This window comes from Citrobacter sp. wls710 (assembly GCF_005281115.1).
Lineage (GTDB): Bacteria > Pseudomonadota > Gammaproteobacteria > Enterobacterales > Enterobacteriaceae > Citrobacter > Citrobacter werkmanii.
The window spans coordinates 57638-73089 of sequence record NZ_SZXD01000032.1; the positions used below are offsets into that span (position 1 = coordinate 57638).

Below are 15452 nucleotides of genomic sequence, written 5' to 3' on the forward strand. Positions count from 1 at the left end.
CCGCATAATATACAGTTCTCAGAATAAAGCAAACGTTTCCGCGTGATAATTTCTTGATAATTATTCATGGCGTTAATGGTTTGCTGGTTTTTCTCCGTCGTCAGTGAACCACCGCGTGTGAGTTGAGTTTCCAGCATGGTTTGCGAACGAATAAGTTCGTCTGTGAGTAATACCAGTAAGCTGACCATGTAAGCGGAAAAATATTAGCTCCCCATCCATCAGCGTCAGGCTGTGGCAGGGGAGCCCGAAGAGTTACACTTCCAGGTAATTCAGTATCCCGTCAGCCGCTTTACGACCTTCGGCAATCGCGGTGACCACCAGATCCGAACCGCGTACGATGTCGCCACCGGCGAAGATTTTCGGGTTGCTGGTCTGGAAGGCGATGTCACTGCGTTCCGGAGCGATAATCCGGCCCTGAGAATCCAGTTCGACGCTGTGTTTTGCCAACCATTCCATACTGTGCGGACGGAAACCAAACGCCAGTACCACCGCATCCGCCGGTACAACGTGCTCGGAACCGGCGACGATCTCCGCGCGGCGACGACCTTTCGCATCCGGTTCGCCCATTTCGGTACGCGCCATTTTCACGCCGCATACTTTACCGTTGGCATTCACTTCCACACCTAACGGCTGTACGTTGAACTGGAATTCCACGCCTTCTTCACGCGCGTTTTTCACCTCGCGTTTGGAGCCCGGCATGTTCTCTTCGTCGCGGCGATAGGCGCAGATTACGTGCGCTGCGTTCTGGCGAACCGAGGTGCGCACACAGTCCATCGCGGTATCGCCCCCGCCGAGAACGACGACGCGTTTGCCTTCCATGCTGATGTACGGCTCGTCGCTGCTTTCGCCAAAGCCCATCAACTGTTTGGTATTGGCGATTAGGAACGGCAGGGCGTCGAATACGCCGGAAGCGTCTTCGTTTTCCAGCCCACCGCGCATGGATTGGTAAGTACCCACGCCGAGGAACACCGCGTCGTAATCCTTCAGCAGGTCGTCGAGCTGTACGTCGCGGCCCACTTCGGTATTGAGTTTGAACTCAATACCCATGCCGGTGAAGATTTCACGGCGGCGGGTCATGACCTCTTTCTCCAGCTTGAAAGCCGGGATGCCGAAGGTCAGCAGACCACCGATCTCCGGATGACGATCAAACACCACCGCCTTCACGCCGTTGCGGGTTAGCACATCAGCGCAGGCCAGGCCCGCCGGACCCGCACCGATAATCGCCACGCGTTTGTCCGTCTGGCGCACACCGGTCATATCCGGACGCCAGCCCATTTCGAACGCTTTATCGTTGATATAGCGCTCGATGTTACCGATGGTCACCGCGCCGAACTCGTCGTTCAGGGTACAGGATCCTTCACACAGACGATCCTGCGGGCAGACGCGACCGCAAACTTCCGGCAGGGTGTTAGTCTGGTGTGACAGCTCGGCCGCTTCAAAAATACGCCCCTCGTTGGCCAGCTTCAGCCAGTTCGGGATGTAGTTATGCACCGGGCACTTCCACTCGCAGTACGGGTTGCCGCAGGACAGGCAGCGATCTGCCTGCGCTTTAGCCTGGCCTTCAGAAAACGGCTCGTAGATCTCGATAAACTCGATCTTACGGATCTTCAGCGGTTTCTTCGGCGGATCAACGCGCTGCAGGTCGATAAATTGGTATACGTTCTGACTCATTGCTGCTACCCCTTACTGCGCCTGCACACGCAGCTCTGCTGCGCTACGACTACGGTGACCCAACAGTGCTTTCACATCACTGGATTTTGGTTTTACCAGCGCGAATTTCGCTGAGAATGCTGGCCAGTTAGCCAGGATCTCTTCGCCGTGTGAAGAGCCGGTATGTTGCACGTGCTCGGTAATCAGACCGCGCAGGTGTTCCTCATGAATGGCCAGAGAATCAACGTCCAGCACTTCCACCAGTTCCGGGTTCACGCGCTTGCGGAACTCGCCGTCTTCATCCAGTACGTAGGCGAATCCGCCCGTCATACCCGCCCCGAAGTTGACGCCCGTTTTACCGAGAATACAGACGATGCCGCCGGTCATATACTCGCAGCCGTTGTCGCCGATACCTTCCACCACGGTGATAGCGCCGGAGTTACGCACCGCAAAGCGCTCGCCCGCACGGCCTGCTGCAAACAGACGACCGCCGGTGGCGCCGTACAGGCAGGTGTTACCGATGATGCTCGCCTCATGGCTACGGAAAGCCGAGCCAACCGGAGGACGCACTGCCAGCAGGCCGCCCGCCATGCCTTTACCGACATAGTCGTTGGCATCGCCGGTCAGATACAGCTCCACGCCGCCCGCGTTCCACACGCCAAAGCTCTGGCCCGCAGTACCGTTGAAGTGCGCTTTAATCGGGTCAGATGCCAGCCCCTGATCGCCGTGGGTCTGGGCAATATAGCCAGACAGCGATGCACCCACGGAACGGTCGGTGTTGCGGATATCGAACCAGAAGGTTTTGCTCTGGCGCTCGTCGACATACGGTTTTGCTTGTTGCAGGAGCTGTGCGTTCAATACGCCGTTATCAAACGGCGGGTTGTTCTCGGTGCAGAACAACGCCTTACCAGGATGCGGCTCGGCGGTTTCCAGCAGACGCGACAGCTCCAGCTTCTGCTGTTTGGCGGTAAACCCTTCCAGCTCTTTGAGCAGGTCGGTACGACCAATCAGATCCACCAGACGTTTCACGCCCAGCTCGGCCATCAGCTCGCGCACTTCGCGGGCGATAAATTCAAAGTAGTTGGTCACTTTGAACGGCAGACCGTGATAGTGGTTCTTACGCAGTTTGTCGTCCTGAGTTGCCACGCCGGTTGCGCAGTTGTTCAGATGGCAAATACGCAGATATTTACAGCCCAGCGCGACCATTGGACCGGTGCCGAAACCGAAGCTTTCCGCGCCGAGAATCGCCGCTTTAATGATATCCACGCCAGTTTTCAGACCGCCATCGACCTGCAGACGAATCTTGTGACGCAGACCGTTGGCGACCAGCGCCTGCTGGGTCTCCACCAGACCCAGCTCCCATGGGCAGCCCGCATATTTCACCGAGGAGAGCGGGCTTGCGCCGGTGCCGCCGTCGTAGCCAGCGATGGTGATGAGGTCTGCATAGGCTTTTGCCACGCCGGTGGCGATGGTGCCGACGCCTGGTTCAGAAACCAGCTTCACCGAGATCATCGCTTTCGGGTTGACCTGTTTGAGGTCGAAAATCAGCTGCGCTAAGTCCTCGATAGAGTAGATATCGTGGTGCGGCGGCGGGGAGATCAGCGTCACGCCCGGCACTGAATAGCGCAGTTTAGCGATGTACGGGGTAACTTTATCACCCGGCAACTGACCGCCTTCGCCCGGTTTCGCGCCCTGAGCGACTTTAATCTGAATGACGTCGGCGTTGACCAGGTACGCCGGGGTTACGCCAAAGCGACCGGAAGCCACCTGCTTAATACGCGATACCTTGTTGGTGCCATAACGCGCAGGATCTTCGCCGCCTTCGCCAGAGTTAGAGTTACCACCGATGCTGTTCATCGCTTCCGCCAACGCCTCGTGTGCTTCCGGGCTCAATGCGCCGATAGACATGGCTGCGGTATCAAAGCGTTTAAATAATTCGCTCGCGGGTTCTACCTCGTCAATGCTCACGGCTTCATCGCCGGGCGTAATCGCCAGCAGATCGCGCAGCGTGGCCGCCGGACGCTCATTGACCAGCCTGGCATATTCCTGATAGTCGCTGTATTCGCCGCTTTGTACTGCCTGTTGCAGTGTGCGCACCACGTCCGGGTTGTAAGCGTGGTATTCGCCGCCGTGGACGTACTTCAGCAAACCGCCCTGGCTAATAGGTTTCCGCGCCAGCCAGGCATGTTTCGAGAGGTTTAGCAGATCCTGCTGGAAGTCGACAAACCCTGCGCCGCTGATGCGGCTGACTACGCCCTGGAAGCACAGCGCCACGACATCATCATGCAGACCAACGGCTTCAAACAGCTTCGAGCAGCGGTAAGAGGCGATGGTTGAGATGCCCATTTTGGACATGATTTTGTACAGACCTTTGTTGATGCCGTTACGGTAGTTCAGCATCACGGTCCGGTAATCTTTGGCAATCGCCTGAGTGTCGATCAGACGCCCCAGCGTTTCATACGCCAGATACGGATAAATGGCTGTCGCGCCAAAGCCGAGCAGTACCGCGAAGTGGTGCGGGTCACGGGCGCTCGCCGTTTCAACGATGATGTTGGCGTCGCAACGCAGGCTTTGTTCTACCAGACGCGTTTGCACTGCGCCCACGGCCATTGGTGCCGGAACCGGCAGACGGTTTTTTGCGATATTACGGTCAGAGAGCACCAGCAGTACCGTGCCGTTACGTACCATCTGTTCCGCCTTATCGCACAAGGCTTTGACGGTCTCTTCGAGCGTGGTTTCGGTCACGTCGAAGGTGATATCCAGACGGTCAGCGCGATAATGCTCCTCTTTCATGGTGGTGAGCTGGGTGAAATCGGAGTACAGCAGGATCGGCGATTTAAAGCTCAGACGGTGTGCCTGACCTTCCGCTTCGCAGAAGACATTCATCTCGCGACCGATGCTGGTGGCCAGCGACATAACGTGCGCTTCACGCAGCGGGTCGATAGGCGGGTTAGTCACCTGCGCGAACTGCTGGCGGAAGTAGTCATAAATGATGCGCGGCTGGCTGGACAGCACGGCAAACGGGGTATCGTCACCCATTGAGCCAACCGCTTCCTGACCATTTTCACCGAGTACGCGAATGACGGAATCCAGCTCTTCGGCGCTGTAGTTAAACTGTTTCTGGTAGCTGGCGAGGGTATCATCGTCCAGCTCGCGGCTGCCGACCTGATCGTCAGCCAGCTCTTCGAACGGCACCAGACGACGAACGTTTTTCTCCATCCACTCTTTGTAGGGGTGGCGGCTTTTCAGGTCATTGTCGGTTTCGGCAGAGTGCAGAATGCGCCCGCTGCGGGTGTCGATAACCATCAGCTCGCCAGGGCCGACGCGGCCTTTTTCCACCACTTCATCCGGCTGGTAATCCCAGATCCCGACCTCAGAGGCGCAGGTAATCAGCTTGTCTTTGGTGATGACGTAGCGCGCCGGGCGCAGGCCGTTACGATCGAGGTTACAGGCGGCAAAGCGACCGTCGGACATGACGATGCCCGCCGGGCCGTCCCACGGTTCCATGTGCATAGAGTTGAAGTCAAAGAACGCGCGCAGCTCCGGATCCATATCCGGGTTGTTCTGCCAGGCTGGCGGCACTAGTAAACGCATGGCGCGGATGATGTCCATCCCGCCCGCCAGCAGCAGCTCAAGCATGTTATCCATGGAGCTGGAGTCGGATCCGGTTTCGTTCACGAACGGCGCGGCGTCGTGCAGGTCAGGGATCAGCGGCGTCTGGAATTTATAGGTACGGGCGCGCGCCCACTGGCGGTTGCCGGTGATGGTGTTGATCTCGCCGTTGTGCGCCAGATAGCGGAACGGCTGCGCCAGCGGCCAGCGCGGCACGGTGTTGGTGGAAAAGCGTTGGTGGAACAGGCAGATGGCCGACTCCAGACGCAGGTCCGCGAGGTCCAGGTAAAAGCGCGGCAGATCCGCCGGCATACACAGACCTTTATAAATATTCACCAGATTCGACAGGCTACAGACGTAGAAGTCTTTATCTTGCAGGAGGCGTTTTTCAATACGACGACGGGCGATAAACAGACGTCGTTCCATATCACGCGGACGCCAACCCGCAGGAGCGTTAACGAAAATTTGCTCAATACGAGGCAGGGAGGATAGAGCGATTTCACCGAGAACACCTTCGTTGGTCGGCACGTCGCGCCAGCCGACAATTGACAGGGTCTCCTGCTGTAATTCTTCTTCAACTATGCGGCGAGAGGCTGCTGCCAGTTCAGCGTCTTTATTTAAAAAGATCATGCCGACGGCGTAGTTTTTGGCTAAACGCCAGCCGCGCTCTTGCGCCACGATGCGGAAAAAGCGATCCGGTTTTTGTAACAGCAGGCCGCAACCATCGCCGGTTTTTCCATCGGCAAGAATTGCGCCACGGTGCTGCATGCGGGCCAGTGCGTGTATGGCGGTACGCACTACCTTGTGGCTAGGTTCGCCTTCTATGTGGGCGATCAGGCCGAAACCACAGTTATCCCTCTCAAGGGATTTATCGTACAACATATGAGTGAACCTCCCCAGGCTCTGCGGGATTCCCATCTGAACCGTTGCGCACGGGCACACCAAGAGCATGGCGACGGGGTTTGCGTGTCATACGCTTACCTCGCATTCGCCCTCTTTATCCTTTTCGCACAGGTCAAACAAGTTTGAGGACTTGCTTCAGAGGGAATCTCAATTACTGCATAAATATGATGAGCAGGCTGCTCATCCAGAAAGCTTCCAGCGGATTTCCACGTTATCGGGAATCCACACACAGGTCAAATGGCAATCTTATTTATGCAAAAATGTGCTATAGGGCGATTAACTTTATGAAATTGCTGAAATAAAAGGATTTTTTACATCGGTTTAACGTAGGGGGAACGGTCAGGGAAGTGTGATCTGTCTCACTGTCAGAACGGCTGTATATCCCTCGTCCTGCCTTTGTTTATCGAGATGCCTGGCATTTTATGCTGGTTTTTAAAGTTTTGGCGTCTTAAAGATACTGTTTTTATGCAAAGAGTATAAGAAGATAAAAAAAACAGTCGAATATAAGGAAAAGTAATTACATTTTTAGTGAATGAAATTTCGATTATTTTGATTTGTTATGCAATGAATAAAGGCTCGCCAGGGCGATTGATCCAGGTCATCGCCGACTGGGGAAAAAAATGGCAGGCTTTGGCCTCTTTTCAAGGCGCGGTCTACCAGATTATGCAGTTACAGAAATTAGTCAATATGTTTGGTGGGGATCTTTCTCGCCGTTATGGACAAAAGGTTCATAAACTCACGCTGCACGGCGGTTTTAGCTGTCCAAATCGCGATGGCACCATCGGGCGCGGCGGATGTACTTTCTGTAATGTCGCCTCGTTTGCCGATGAAGCGCAGCAGCACCATTCCATTGCCGAGCAGCTTGAGCATCAGGCGCACCTGGTCAATCGCGCAAAACGCTATCTGGCCTATTTCCAGGCCTACACCAGCACCTTTGCTGAAGTACAGGTGCTGCGTTCGATGTATCAACAGGCGGTCAGCCAGGCCAGTATCGTTGGGTTATGCGTTGGGACGCGCCCCGACTGTGTGCCGGAAGCGGTGCTTGATCTGCTTTGTGAGTATAAAGACCTGGGCTATGAAGTGTGGCTGGAGCTCGGCCTGCAAACCGCGCATGACAAAACCCTACACCGAATTAACCGCGGCCATGATTTCGCCTGCTACCAAAACACCACACGGCTGGCGCGCACGCGCGGGCTGAAAGTGTGCTCGCATCTGATCGTCGGTCTGCCGGGAGAAGGGCAGGCAGAATGTCTGCAAACCATGGAACGTGTGGTGGAGACGGGCGTTGACGGTATTAAGCTGCATCCGCTGCATATTGTGAAAGGCAGTACGATGGCGAAAGCCTGGGAAGCCGGGCGGCTGAACGGGATTGAACTGGACGACTACACGATTACCGCAGGGGAGATGATCCGCCATACGCCGCCGGAAGTGATTTATCATCGTATTTCCGCCAGCGCGCGTCGCCCAACGCTGTTGGCGCCGCTATGGTGTGAAAATCGCTGGACGGGGATGGTCGAACTGGATAAGTACCTTAACGAGCACGGCGTGCAAGGCTCGGCGCTGGGTACGCCGTGGATTCAGCCGGGGAGCTAACCATCCGTAGTCATGTAGGCCTGAAAGCTGCGCGCCATCAGGCGGCCCGGCGCACATTGCCGGATGGCGGCTATGCCTTATCCGGCGTACCGCCTACCCAGTCATTTCACCGATAACCTCCGCATTTCTTGCACAATCTTCAGCGTCACGCTGAGAATTGAGTATTATTGTGCCAAGTTGTCGTGAAGGAACCCTCTATGAAGCAAATTCGTATGCTGGCGCAATATTATGTCGACCTGATGATGAAGTTGGGTCTGGTGCGCTTTTCGCTGCTATTAGCGCTGGCTTTGGTGGTGTTGGCAATTGTGGTGCAAATGGCTGTCACCATGGTGCTGCATGGCCAGGTAGAAAGCATTGATGTCATCCGCTCTATCTTTTTTGGTCTGTTAATTACCCCCTGGGCCGTCTATTTTTTGTCAGTGGTGGTGGAGCAACTGGAAGAGTCCCGGCAGCGTCTGTCACGACTGGTGCAAAAGCTGGAAGAGATGCGCGAGCGCGATCTCAAGCTCAATGTGCAGTTGAAAGACAATATTGCCCAGCTCAATCAGGAAATTGTTGAGCGTGAAAAAGCCGAAGCGGAGCGCCAGGAAACGTTTGAACAGCTGAAGGTCGAAATCAAAGAGCGCGAAGAGGCGCAGATTCAGCTTGAGCAACAGTCTTCATTTTTACGCTCTTTCCTTGATGCCTCGCCGGATCTGGTCTTTTATCGTAATGAAGATAAAGAATTTTCCGGCTGTAACCGCGCCATGGAGCTGCTGACCGGCAAGAGTGAAAAGCAACTGGTGAATTTAAAACCGGCTGACGTTTACTCCCCTGAGGCGGCGGAAAAAGTTATTGAGACCGACGAGAAGGTGTTTCGTCATAACGTCTCGCTCACTTATGAACAGTGGCTGGACTACCCGGATGGACGCAAAGCCTGCTTTGAAATTCGTAAAGTGCCTTACTACGACCGCGTCGGTAAACGACATGGTCTGATGGGCTTTGGTCGCGATATTACTGAACGTAAGCGTTATCAGGACGCGCTTGAACGCGCCAGCCGCGATAAGACCACGTTTATTTCCACCATCAGTCATGAGCTGCGTACCCCGCTGAACGGCATTGTTGGCTTAAGCCGGATCCTGCTGGATACGGATTTGACCGCCGAGCAGGAAAAATACCTGAAAACTATCCATGTCTCTGCCGTGACGTTGGGCAATATTTTCAACGATATTATCGATATGGATAAGATGGAGCGGCGTAAAGTCCAGCTTGATAACCAGCCAATCGATTTCACCAGCTTTATGGCGGATCTGGAAAACCTCTCTGGCCTGCAGGCACAGCAAAAAGGGCTGCGGTTTGTGCTTGAGCCAACGCTACCGTTGCCGCATAAAGTGATTACCGACGGCACGCGTTTGCGCCAGATTCTGTGGAATCTGATCAGCAACGCCGTGAAGTTCACCCAGCAGGGGCAGGTGACCGTGCGGGCGCGCTATGACCAGGGGAATATGCTGCATTTCGAGGTAGAAGATTCCGGGATCGGTATTCCGCAGGATGAGCAGGATAAAATCTTCGCCATGTATTATCAGGTGAAGGACAGTAACGGCGGCAAACCGGCAACGGGAACCGGGATTGGCCTGGCCGTATCAAAGCGTCTGGCGAAAAATATGGGTGGCGATATTACGGTCTCCAGCCAGGCTGGTAAAGGCTCTGTCTTTACGCTGACCGTGCATGCGCCGGCGGTAGCGGAAGAGATTGAAGATGCTTTTGAAGATGATGACATGCCGCTGCCCGCCCTGAATGTACTGCTGGTGGAAGACATTGAACTGAACGTCATTGTCGCGCGTTCAGTGCTGGAAAAACTGGGTAATAGCGTGGATGTCGCCATGACCGGGAAAGCCGCGCTGGAAATGTTCACGCCGGGTGAATATGACCTGGTATTACTGGATATTCAGCTACCGGATATGACCGGGCTGGATATCTCCCGCGAGTTGACGCAAAAATACGCGCGTGAAGACTTGCCGCCGCTGGTGGCCCTTACCGCCAACGTTCTGAAAGATAAAAAAGAGTATCTGGAGGCGGGAATGGACGACGTGCTGAGTAAGCCGCTGTCAGTCCCGGCTTTAACCGCCATGATCAAAAAATACTGGGATACCCGAAACAAAGAGGAGAGCACTGTGACATCTGAAGAGAGCAGTAAATCGCAAGCGCTGTTAGATATTCCTATGTTGGAACAATACCTCGAGCTGGTGGGTCCGAAGTTAATTACCGACGGGCTGGCGGTGTTTGAGAAAATGATGCCGGGATATTTGAGCGTGCTGGAATCCAATCTGACTGCACGTGATAAAAAAGGCGTGGTTGAGGAAGGTCATAAAATTAAAGGTGCGGCAGGTTCGGTGGGGCTGCGTCATCTGCAACAGTTAGGTCAGCAAATCCAGTCGCCAGATCTTCCTGCCTGGGAAGATAACGTTGCTGAATGGATTGAAGAGATGAAGCAGGAGTGGCAGCACGACGTGGCGGTACTAAAAGCCTGGGTGGCGAGCGTGGAAAAAAAATGACCCCGGCTTGACCGGGGTGCGCGAATACTGCGCCAACACCAGGGAAATCGTGGCTGCGCCGTAAATTATTGTCATTGTGTACAAAGGCGCAGCCCTATTTTTCAGGCCGCACGCAGTTAAGATAGCAAATCTTAAATAATTTGTTACATGAATCAGTTAAATGTGTGAAGCGTAGCATTTAAATCATAATAACTAATATGTTTCAGCCAGTTGAGAAAGGAGTATCACGATGAAAAAAGTGGGAGTCGTGCTCAGCGGATGCGGTGTGTATGACGGTGCAGAGATCCATGAAACCGTACTCACGCTGCTGGCCATTGCCCGCAACGGCGCGCAGGCCGTCTGCTTCGCACCGGATAAACAACAAGCTGATGTGATTAATCATCTGACCGGCGAACCGATGCCGGAAACACGTAATGTCCTGATTGAAGCCGCTCGCATCACTCGCGGCGAGATTCGCCCGCTTGCTCAGGCGGTCTCAACGGAACTGGATGCGTTGATCGTGCCGGGTGGTTTTGGCGCCGCCAAAAACCTGAGTAATTTTGCCAGCCAGGGCAGCGAATGCCGGATTGACAGCGATTTAGCCGCGCTGGCAGTTGCCATGCATCAGATGGGTAAGCCGCTGGGATTTATGTGCATTGCGCCCGCCATGTTACCCAAAATTTTTGATTTTCCGCTGCGTCTGACCATTGGCACTGATATCGATACGGCAGAGGTACTGGAAGAGATGGGCGCAGAACATGTGCCTTGTCCGGTTGACGACATTGTCGTTGATGAAGACAACAAAATCGTCACCACGCCCGCCTATATGCTGGCGCAGGATATCGCTCAGGCCGCGAGTGGCATCGATAAACTGGTCTCGCGTGTGCTGGTGCTGGCGGAATGAGAAAAGGCGTTACCGCTTTTCTGCGGCGCATCTTTCTACGGGCGGTGATCGTCCTCGCCGTATTCTGGGGCGGGGGCATCGCCCTTTTCAGCGTGATGCCGGTACCGTTCTCGGCGGTGATGGTCGAACGGCAACTGGGTGCATGGTTGTCTGGTGATTTCGGGTATGTGGCGCATTCGGACTGGGTGAGTATGGATGAGATCTCACCGTGGATGGGACTGGCGGTGATTGCCGCCGAGGACCAGAAGTTCCCTGACCATTGGGGATTCGATGTCTCTGCCATCGAGAAAGCGCTGGCGCATAATGAACGTAATGAAAACCGTATTCGTGGGGCGTCAACGTTATCGCAACAGACGGCAAAAAACCTCTTTCTGTGGGATGGGCGTAGCTGGGTGCGTAAGGGCCTTGAAGCCGGGTTAACGCTGGGGATGGAAACGGTCTGGAGTAAGAAACGTATTCTGACCGTCTATCTGAACGTTGCGGAGTTTGGCGATGGCGTCTTCGGTGTGGAGGCGGCAGCACAACGGTATTTTCATAAACCTGCCAGTCGCCTGAGTCTGTCTGAAGCGGCCTTGCTGGCGGCCGTGCTGCCTAACCCGATTCGCTTTAAGGCGAGTGCGCCGTCAGGTTATGTGCGCAGCCGTCAGGCGTGGATTATGCGGCAAATGCGCCAGTTAGGCGGTGAGTCGTTTATGCGGGAAAATAAGCTGTATTAGCGGAGTTATTGCCGGATGCGGCGTAAACGCCTTATCCGGCCTACTGGCTACGTTCTGTGCTCTCGATCAATCTTCATCGAACCCTGAATTAAACAGGGCAATCACCGCGGCCAGGGCTTCAACTTCCTGCGGGCCTGTAGCTTCAACTTCTATCTGACGCCCCTTCGCAGAATCCAGCATCAGCAGCGCGATAACGCTGTTCGCCTCGGCTTCCGTTCCTTCATCATTACGCAGCAAAACTTCTGCTTCGAAACCCTGCATCAATTCAAAAAGTTTCATTGCTGGCCGGGCATGCATGCCCAGCTTATTGGTGATTTCAACGGTTTGCTTCACGGTCATGATTTACGTTTTTCCAGCGTACGATGGCGTGACTGCACGTTTTTACCGCGTGAGCGGAAGTAGTCTGCCAGCTGCTCTGCAATATACACCGAACGGTGTTTCCCGCCGGTACAGCCGATGGCTACGGTGAGGTAGCTGCGGTTGTTGGTCTCCAGCATGGGTAACCATAGCTCAAGATAGCTGCGGGTCTGGTAGATAAAATTGTGTACTTCTGTGTGCCTGTCGAGGAAGGCGGCGACGGGACGGTCAAGACCAGTCATCGGGCGCAGCTTCGGATCCCAGTGTGGGTTGGGCAGGAAGCGCACGTCAAAGACGTAGTCCGCGTCAATCGGGATACCGTGTTTGAAACCAAAGGATTCGAATACCATCGTCAATTCGCGTTCGCGTTTGCCCAGCAGTCGGGTACGCAACATTTCCGCCAGTTCGTGTACGGACATTTCGGAGGTATCAACAATCAGGTCTGCGCGGGAACGCAGCGGCTCCAGCAAATCGCTTTCTTTATCGATAGCGCTTTCCAGCGATAAGTTTTTGCTGTAGAGGGGGTGCAAACGACGTGTGTCGCTGTAGCGGCGAATCAGTGTGTTACGGTCAGCATCAAGGAATAGCAGCTGCGGTGAGAAGCCTTCGGGCAGATTGTTCATTGCCTGCTCAAAAATCTCCGGGGATTCCGGCATGTTACGCACGTCAATGCTGACAGCCGCAGAAATCTGGCGATCGGCCAGTGTACGAGCCAGATCGGGCAACAGCACTACGGGAAGGTTATCCACGCAGTAAAAACCCATATCTTCCAGCGCACGCAGGGCGACGGATTTGCCTGACCCTGAACGACCGCTGACGATCATCAGTACCATGTACTGTTTCTCCTCACAACGACAAAAAAGGATGCCATTGGGTTGTTATGCTTCATCCTGTCCACCTTCGGTGTCCGTGATGATTTGATACAACTCCTGGTCACTCTGTGCGGCGCGCAGGCGACGGCAGATGGTTTTATCTGCCAGACGTTTGGCGACCAGCGACAATGTATGCAAATGTGTCTTGGTTTGGTCTGCCGGGACCAGCAGGGCGAAAAGCAGATCGACGGGTTGATTATCAATGGCGTCGAAGGCGATGGGCGTTTCGAGTTGCACAAACACACCAACCGCGCGCATCGTGTCTTCTTCCAGCTTGCCATGCGGGATGGCAATACCGTTACCGATGCCGGTACTGCCCATTTTTTCACGCGTCAGAATGGCTTCAAATACCACCTGAGAGGGCAGGCTGAGCTGTTTTGCCGCCAGTTCACTGATGATTTCCAGTGCGCGTTTCTTGCTTTGGCAGTGAACGGCCGCACGCGTACATTCCTGGTTAAGAACATTGCTCAGTTGTAGAGTCGTATCGTTATTTATCATAATTTCACCTAAGCGCTAACCGTACAAATGGCCCGTTGTGCTGCACAACAGGCCGTCCTGCACCCGCTAACTGCCCGGACAAGTTAGTGCTGTTTCAGTTTATCTTTATGTTTTGTTAACTGCCGAGCCAGTTTATCAATTAAACCGTCAATGGCGGCGTACATATCCTGACCTTCCGCGCTGGCATGAATTTCGCCACCGTTTACATGCAGTGTTGCATCCGAGATATGTGTAACCTTCTCCACTTTCAACACAATATAGACCTGATTAATCCGGTCGAAATATTGTTCAAGCTTGGCGAACTTGGTATTAACAAACTCGCGCAGAGCTTCCGTGATTTCGACGTTGTTTCCAGTGATGTTGAGCTGCATAGTGTCTTCCTTATCGGTTGGGTCATACCAGCTGTTTGCGCTGGTTAGACGGCGGAATGGATAAAGACTCTCGGTACTTCGCAACGGTGCGGCGTGCCACCATGATACCCTGATCCGACAGCATAGAGGTTAACTTGCTGTCACTCAGCGGTTTCGCGGGGTTCTCCGCAGCAATTAATTTCTTCACCAGTGCGCGGATAGCTGTGGATGAGGCTTCGCCCCCGCCTTCAGTGTTAACGTGACTGGAAAAGAAATACTTCAGTTCAAATATGCCGCGCGGACTGTGCAGATACTTTTGCGTGGTCACTCGGGAAATGGTCGATTCGTGCATCTCGACGGCCTGGGCGATATCCGCCAGCACCATCGGTTTCATAAATTCTTCGCCTTGCTCAAAGAAGGCTTGCTGCTGTTCAACGATACAGCGACTGACGCGCAGCAGCGTATCATTGCGGCTTTCCAGACTCTTAATCAGCCACTTTGCGTCCTGCAAATTACTACGAATAAACTGGCTGTCAGCATCGTTGCGCGCGCTATTGCACATCGCGGCGTAATGCTGGTTAATCTGCAAGCGTGGAATGCTGTCGCCGTTGAGTTCGACCACCCAGCGATCGTTATGCTTACGCACCAGCACATCCGGGATGACGTATTCCGGCTCGCCGGTCTGGATCGACTGTCCTGGGCGGGGATCGAGCGACTGGATGAGGTTGACGGCTTCTTTCAGCACGTCTTCTTTCAGTCGGGTTACGCGCATCAGCGAGCGAAAGTCATGGTTGGCTAACAAATCGAGGTGATCGCTGATGATCAGACGCGCTTCTTCCAGCCATGGCGTGGACTTATCAAATTGCGAAAGTTGGATCAGTAAGCAGTCACGCAGATCTTTGGCTGCCACGCCAACGGGATCAAAGCGCTGAACGCGTTTAAGCACGGCTTCGATTTCATCCATACCGACGTCGTCATCGCCCATGCTTTCGAGAATATCGTCCAGTGTCACGGTGAGATAACCGGTTTCGTCAACTGCATCAACAATCGATGTCGCAATGGCGCGATCGGTATCCGAGAACGGGGTCAGCTCCACTTGCCACATCAGGTAATCCTGCAGCGATTGCGTAGTCTCACCCTGGTACACAGGCAGTTCGTCGTCGATGTAATCTCCGCTGGTGCCTGAAGGCGTACCGGCGGTGTAGATTTCATCCCAACTGGCGTCAAGCGGTAGTTCCTCTGGCATCTCTTTTTGTTCGAGCGCATCTGCGGTATCGAGGGATTCGCTGTCCTGTTTTTCCTGGGTATCAATTTCGTCGTGAAGATCGGTTTGCTCGAGCAGTGGGTTACTTTCCAGCGCTTGCTGAAGTTCTTGCTGAAGTTCCAGCGTGGACAGCTGCAACAGACGGATCGCCTGTTGTAGCTGAGGCGTCATCGCCAGTTGTTGGCTAAGCCTGAGTTGCAAACCTTGCTTCATGTTCAGA

General features: G+C 54.3%; 11 protein-coding genes and 1 pseudogene. 4 read left to right on the forward strand and 8 right to left on the reverse strand.

Annotated elements, in window-relative coordinates; translation table 11 throughout:
* Nucleotides 1-86: 86 nt before the first annotated feature.
* The 3 genes and pseudogenes from FDX14_RS25440 to gltB all read right to left on the reverse strand — a co-directional run.
* A pseudogene (locus tag FDX14_RS25440) lies at nt 87-170 on the reverse strand (hypothetical protein); the annotation flags it as partial.
* Nucleotides 171-252: 82 nt separating this feature from the next.
* Nucleotides 253-1671, reverse strand: a complete 1419-nt coding sequence (locus FDX14_RS13850; RefSeq protein WP_042311309.1) for a glutamate synthase small subunit — start codon at nt 1669-1671, stop codon at nt 253-255.
* A 12-nt stretch (nt 1672-1683) separates the two neighbouring features.
* Complete coding sequence (gltB, locus tag FDX14_RS13855) at nt 1684-6144, reverse strand: glutamate synthase large subunit (protein WP_137349698.1); 4461 nt, start codon at nt 6142-6144, stop codon at nt 1684-1686.
* A gap of 684 nt (nt 6145-6828) precedes the next feature.
* Here gltB and mnmL point away from each other — a divergent pair.
* The 4 genes from mnmL to mtgA all read left to right on the forward strand — a co-directional run bounded on the left by mnmL (nt 6829) and on the right by mtgA (nt 11891).
* The gene (gene mnmL, locus FDX14_RS13860) at nt 6829-7758 is read left to right on the forward strand and encodes a tRNA modification radical SAM protein MnmL/YtqA (protein WP_137349728.1); all 930 of its coding nucleotides are present in this window, start codon (nt 6829-6831) and stop codon (nt 7756-7758) included.
* Between the two features lie 197 nt (nt 7759-7955).
* On the forward strand, nt 7956-10292 hold the full coding sequence (gene arcB / locus FDX14_RS13865) for an aerobic respiration two-component sensor histidine kinase ArcB (RefSeq protein ID WP_061382525.1): 2337 nt from the start codon (nt 7956-7958) through the stop codon (nt 10290-10292).
* A gap of 229 nt (nt 10293-10521) precedes the next feature.
* Nucleotides 10522-11175, forward strand: a complete 654-nt coding sequence (gene elbB, locus FDX14_RS13870; RefSeq protein ID WP_061382524.1) for an isoprenoid biosynthesis glyoxalase ElbB — start codon at nt 10522-10524, stop codon at nt 11173-11175.
* On the forward strand, nt 11172-11891 hold the full coding sequence (gene mtgA, locus FDX14_RS13875) for a monofunctional biosynthetic peptidoglycan transglycosylase (protein WP_042311299.1): 720 nt from the start codon (nt 11172-11174) through the stop codon (nt 11889-11891). The genes elbB and mtgA overlap by 4 nt, the downstream gene beginning before the upstream one ends.
* A 66-nt stretch (nt 11892-11957) precedes the next feature.
* Here mtgA and npr read toward each other — a convergent pair whose 3' ends face one another.
* The 5 genes from npr to rpoN all read right to left on the reverse strand — a co-directional run bounded on the left by npr (nt 11958) and on the right by rpoN (nt 15445).
* A complete protein-coding gene (npr, locus tag FDX14_RS13880; RefSeq protein ID WP_003828770.1) occupies nt 11958-12230 on the reverse strand; it encodes a PTS phosphocarrier protein NPr in 273 nt (90 codons plus the stop codon).
* Complete coding sequence (rapZ, locus tag FDX14_RS13885; protein WP_137349699.1) at nt 12227-13081, reverse strand: RNase adapter RapZ; 855 nt, start codon at nt 13079-13081, stop codon at nt 12227-12229. The genes npr and rapZ overlap by 4 nt, the downstream gene beginning before the upstream one ends.
* Nucleotides 13082-13126: 45 nt before the next feature.
* Nucleotides 13127-13618 carry a PTS IIA-like nitrogen regulatory protein PtsN gene (gene ptsN / locus FDX14_RS13890; protein ID WP_042311297.1) on the reverse strand — a complete coding sequence of 164 codons (492 nt, stop codon included), beginning with the start codon at nt 13616-13618 and terminating at the stop codon, nt 13127-13129.
* A gap of 83 nt (nt 13619-13701) precedes the next feature.
* Nucleotides 13702-13989: a ribosome hibernation promoting factor gene (gene hpf, locus FDX14_RS13895; RefSeq protein WP_038634275.1), complete on the reverse strand. Its 288-nt coding sequence runs from the start codon at nt 13987-13989 to the stop codon at nt 13702-13704.
* A 22-nt stretch (nt 13990-14011) separates the two neighbouring features.
* Complete coding sequence (gene rpoN / locus FDX14_RS13900) at nt 14012-15445, reverse strand: RNA polymerase factor sigma-54 (protein WP_038634272.1); 1434 nt, start codon at nt 15443-15445, stop codon at nt 14012-14014.
* Between the last annotated feature and the right edge of the window lie 7 nt (nt 15446-15452).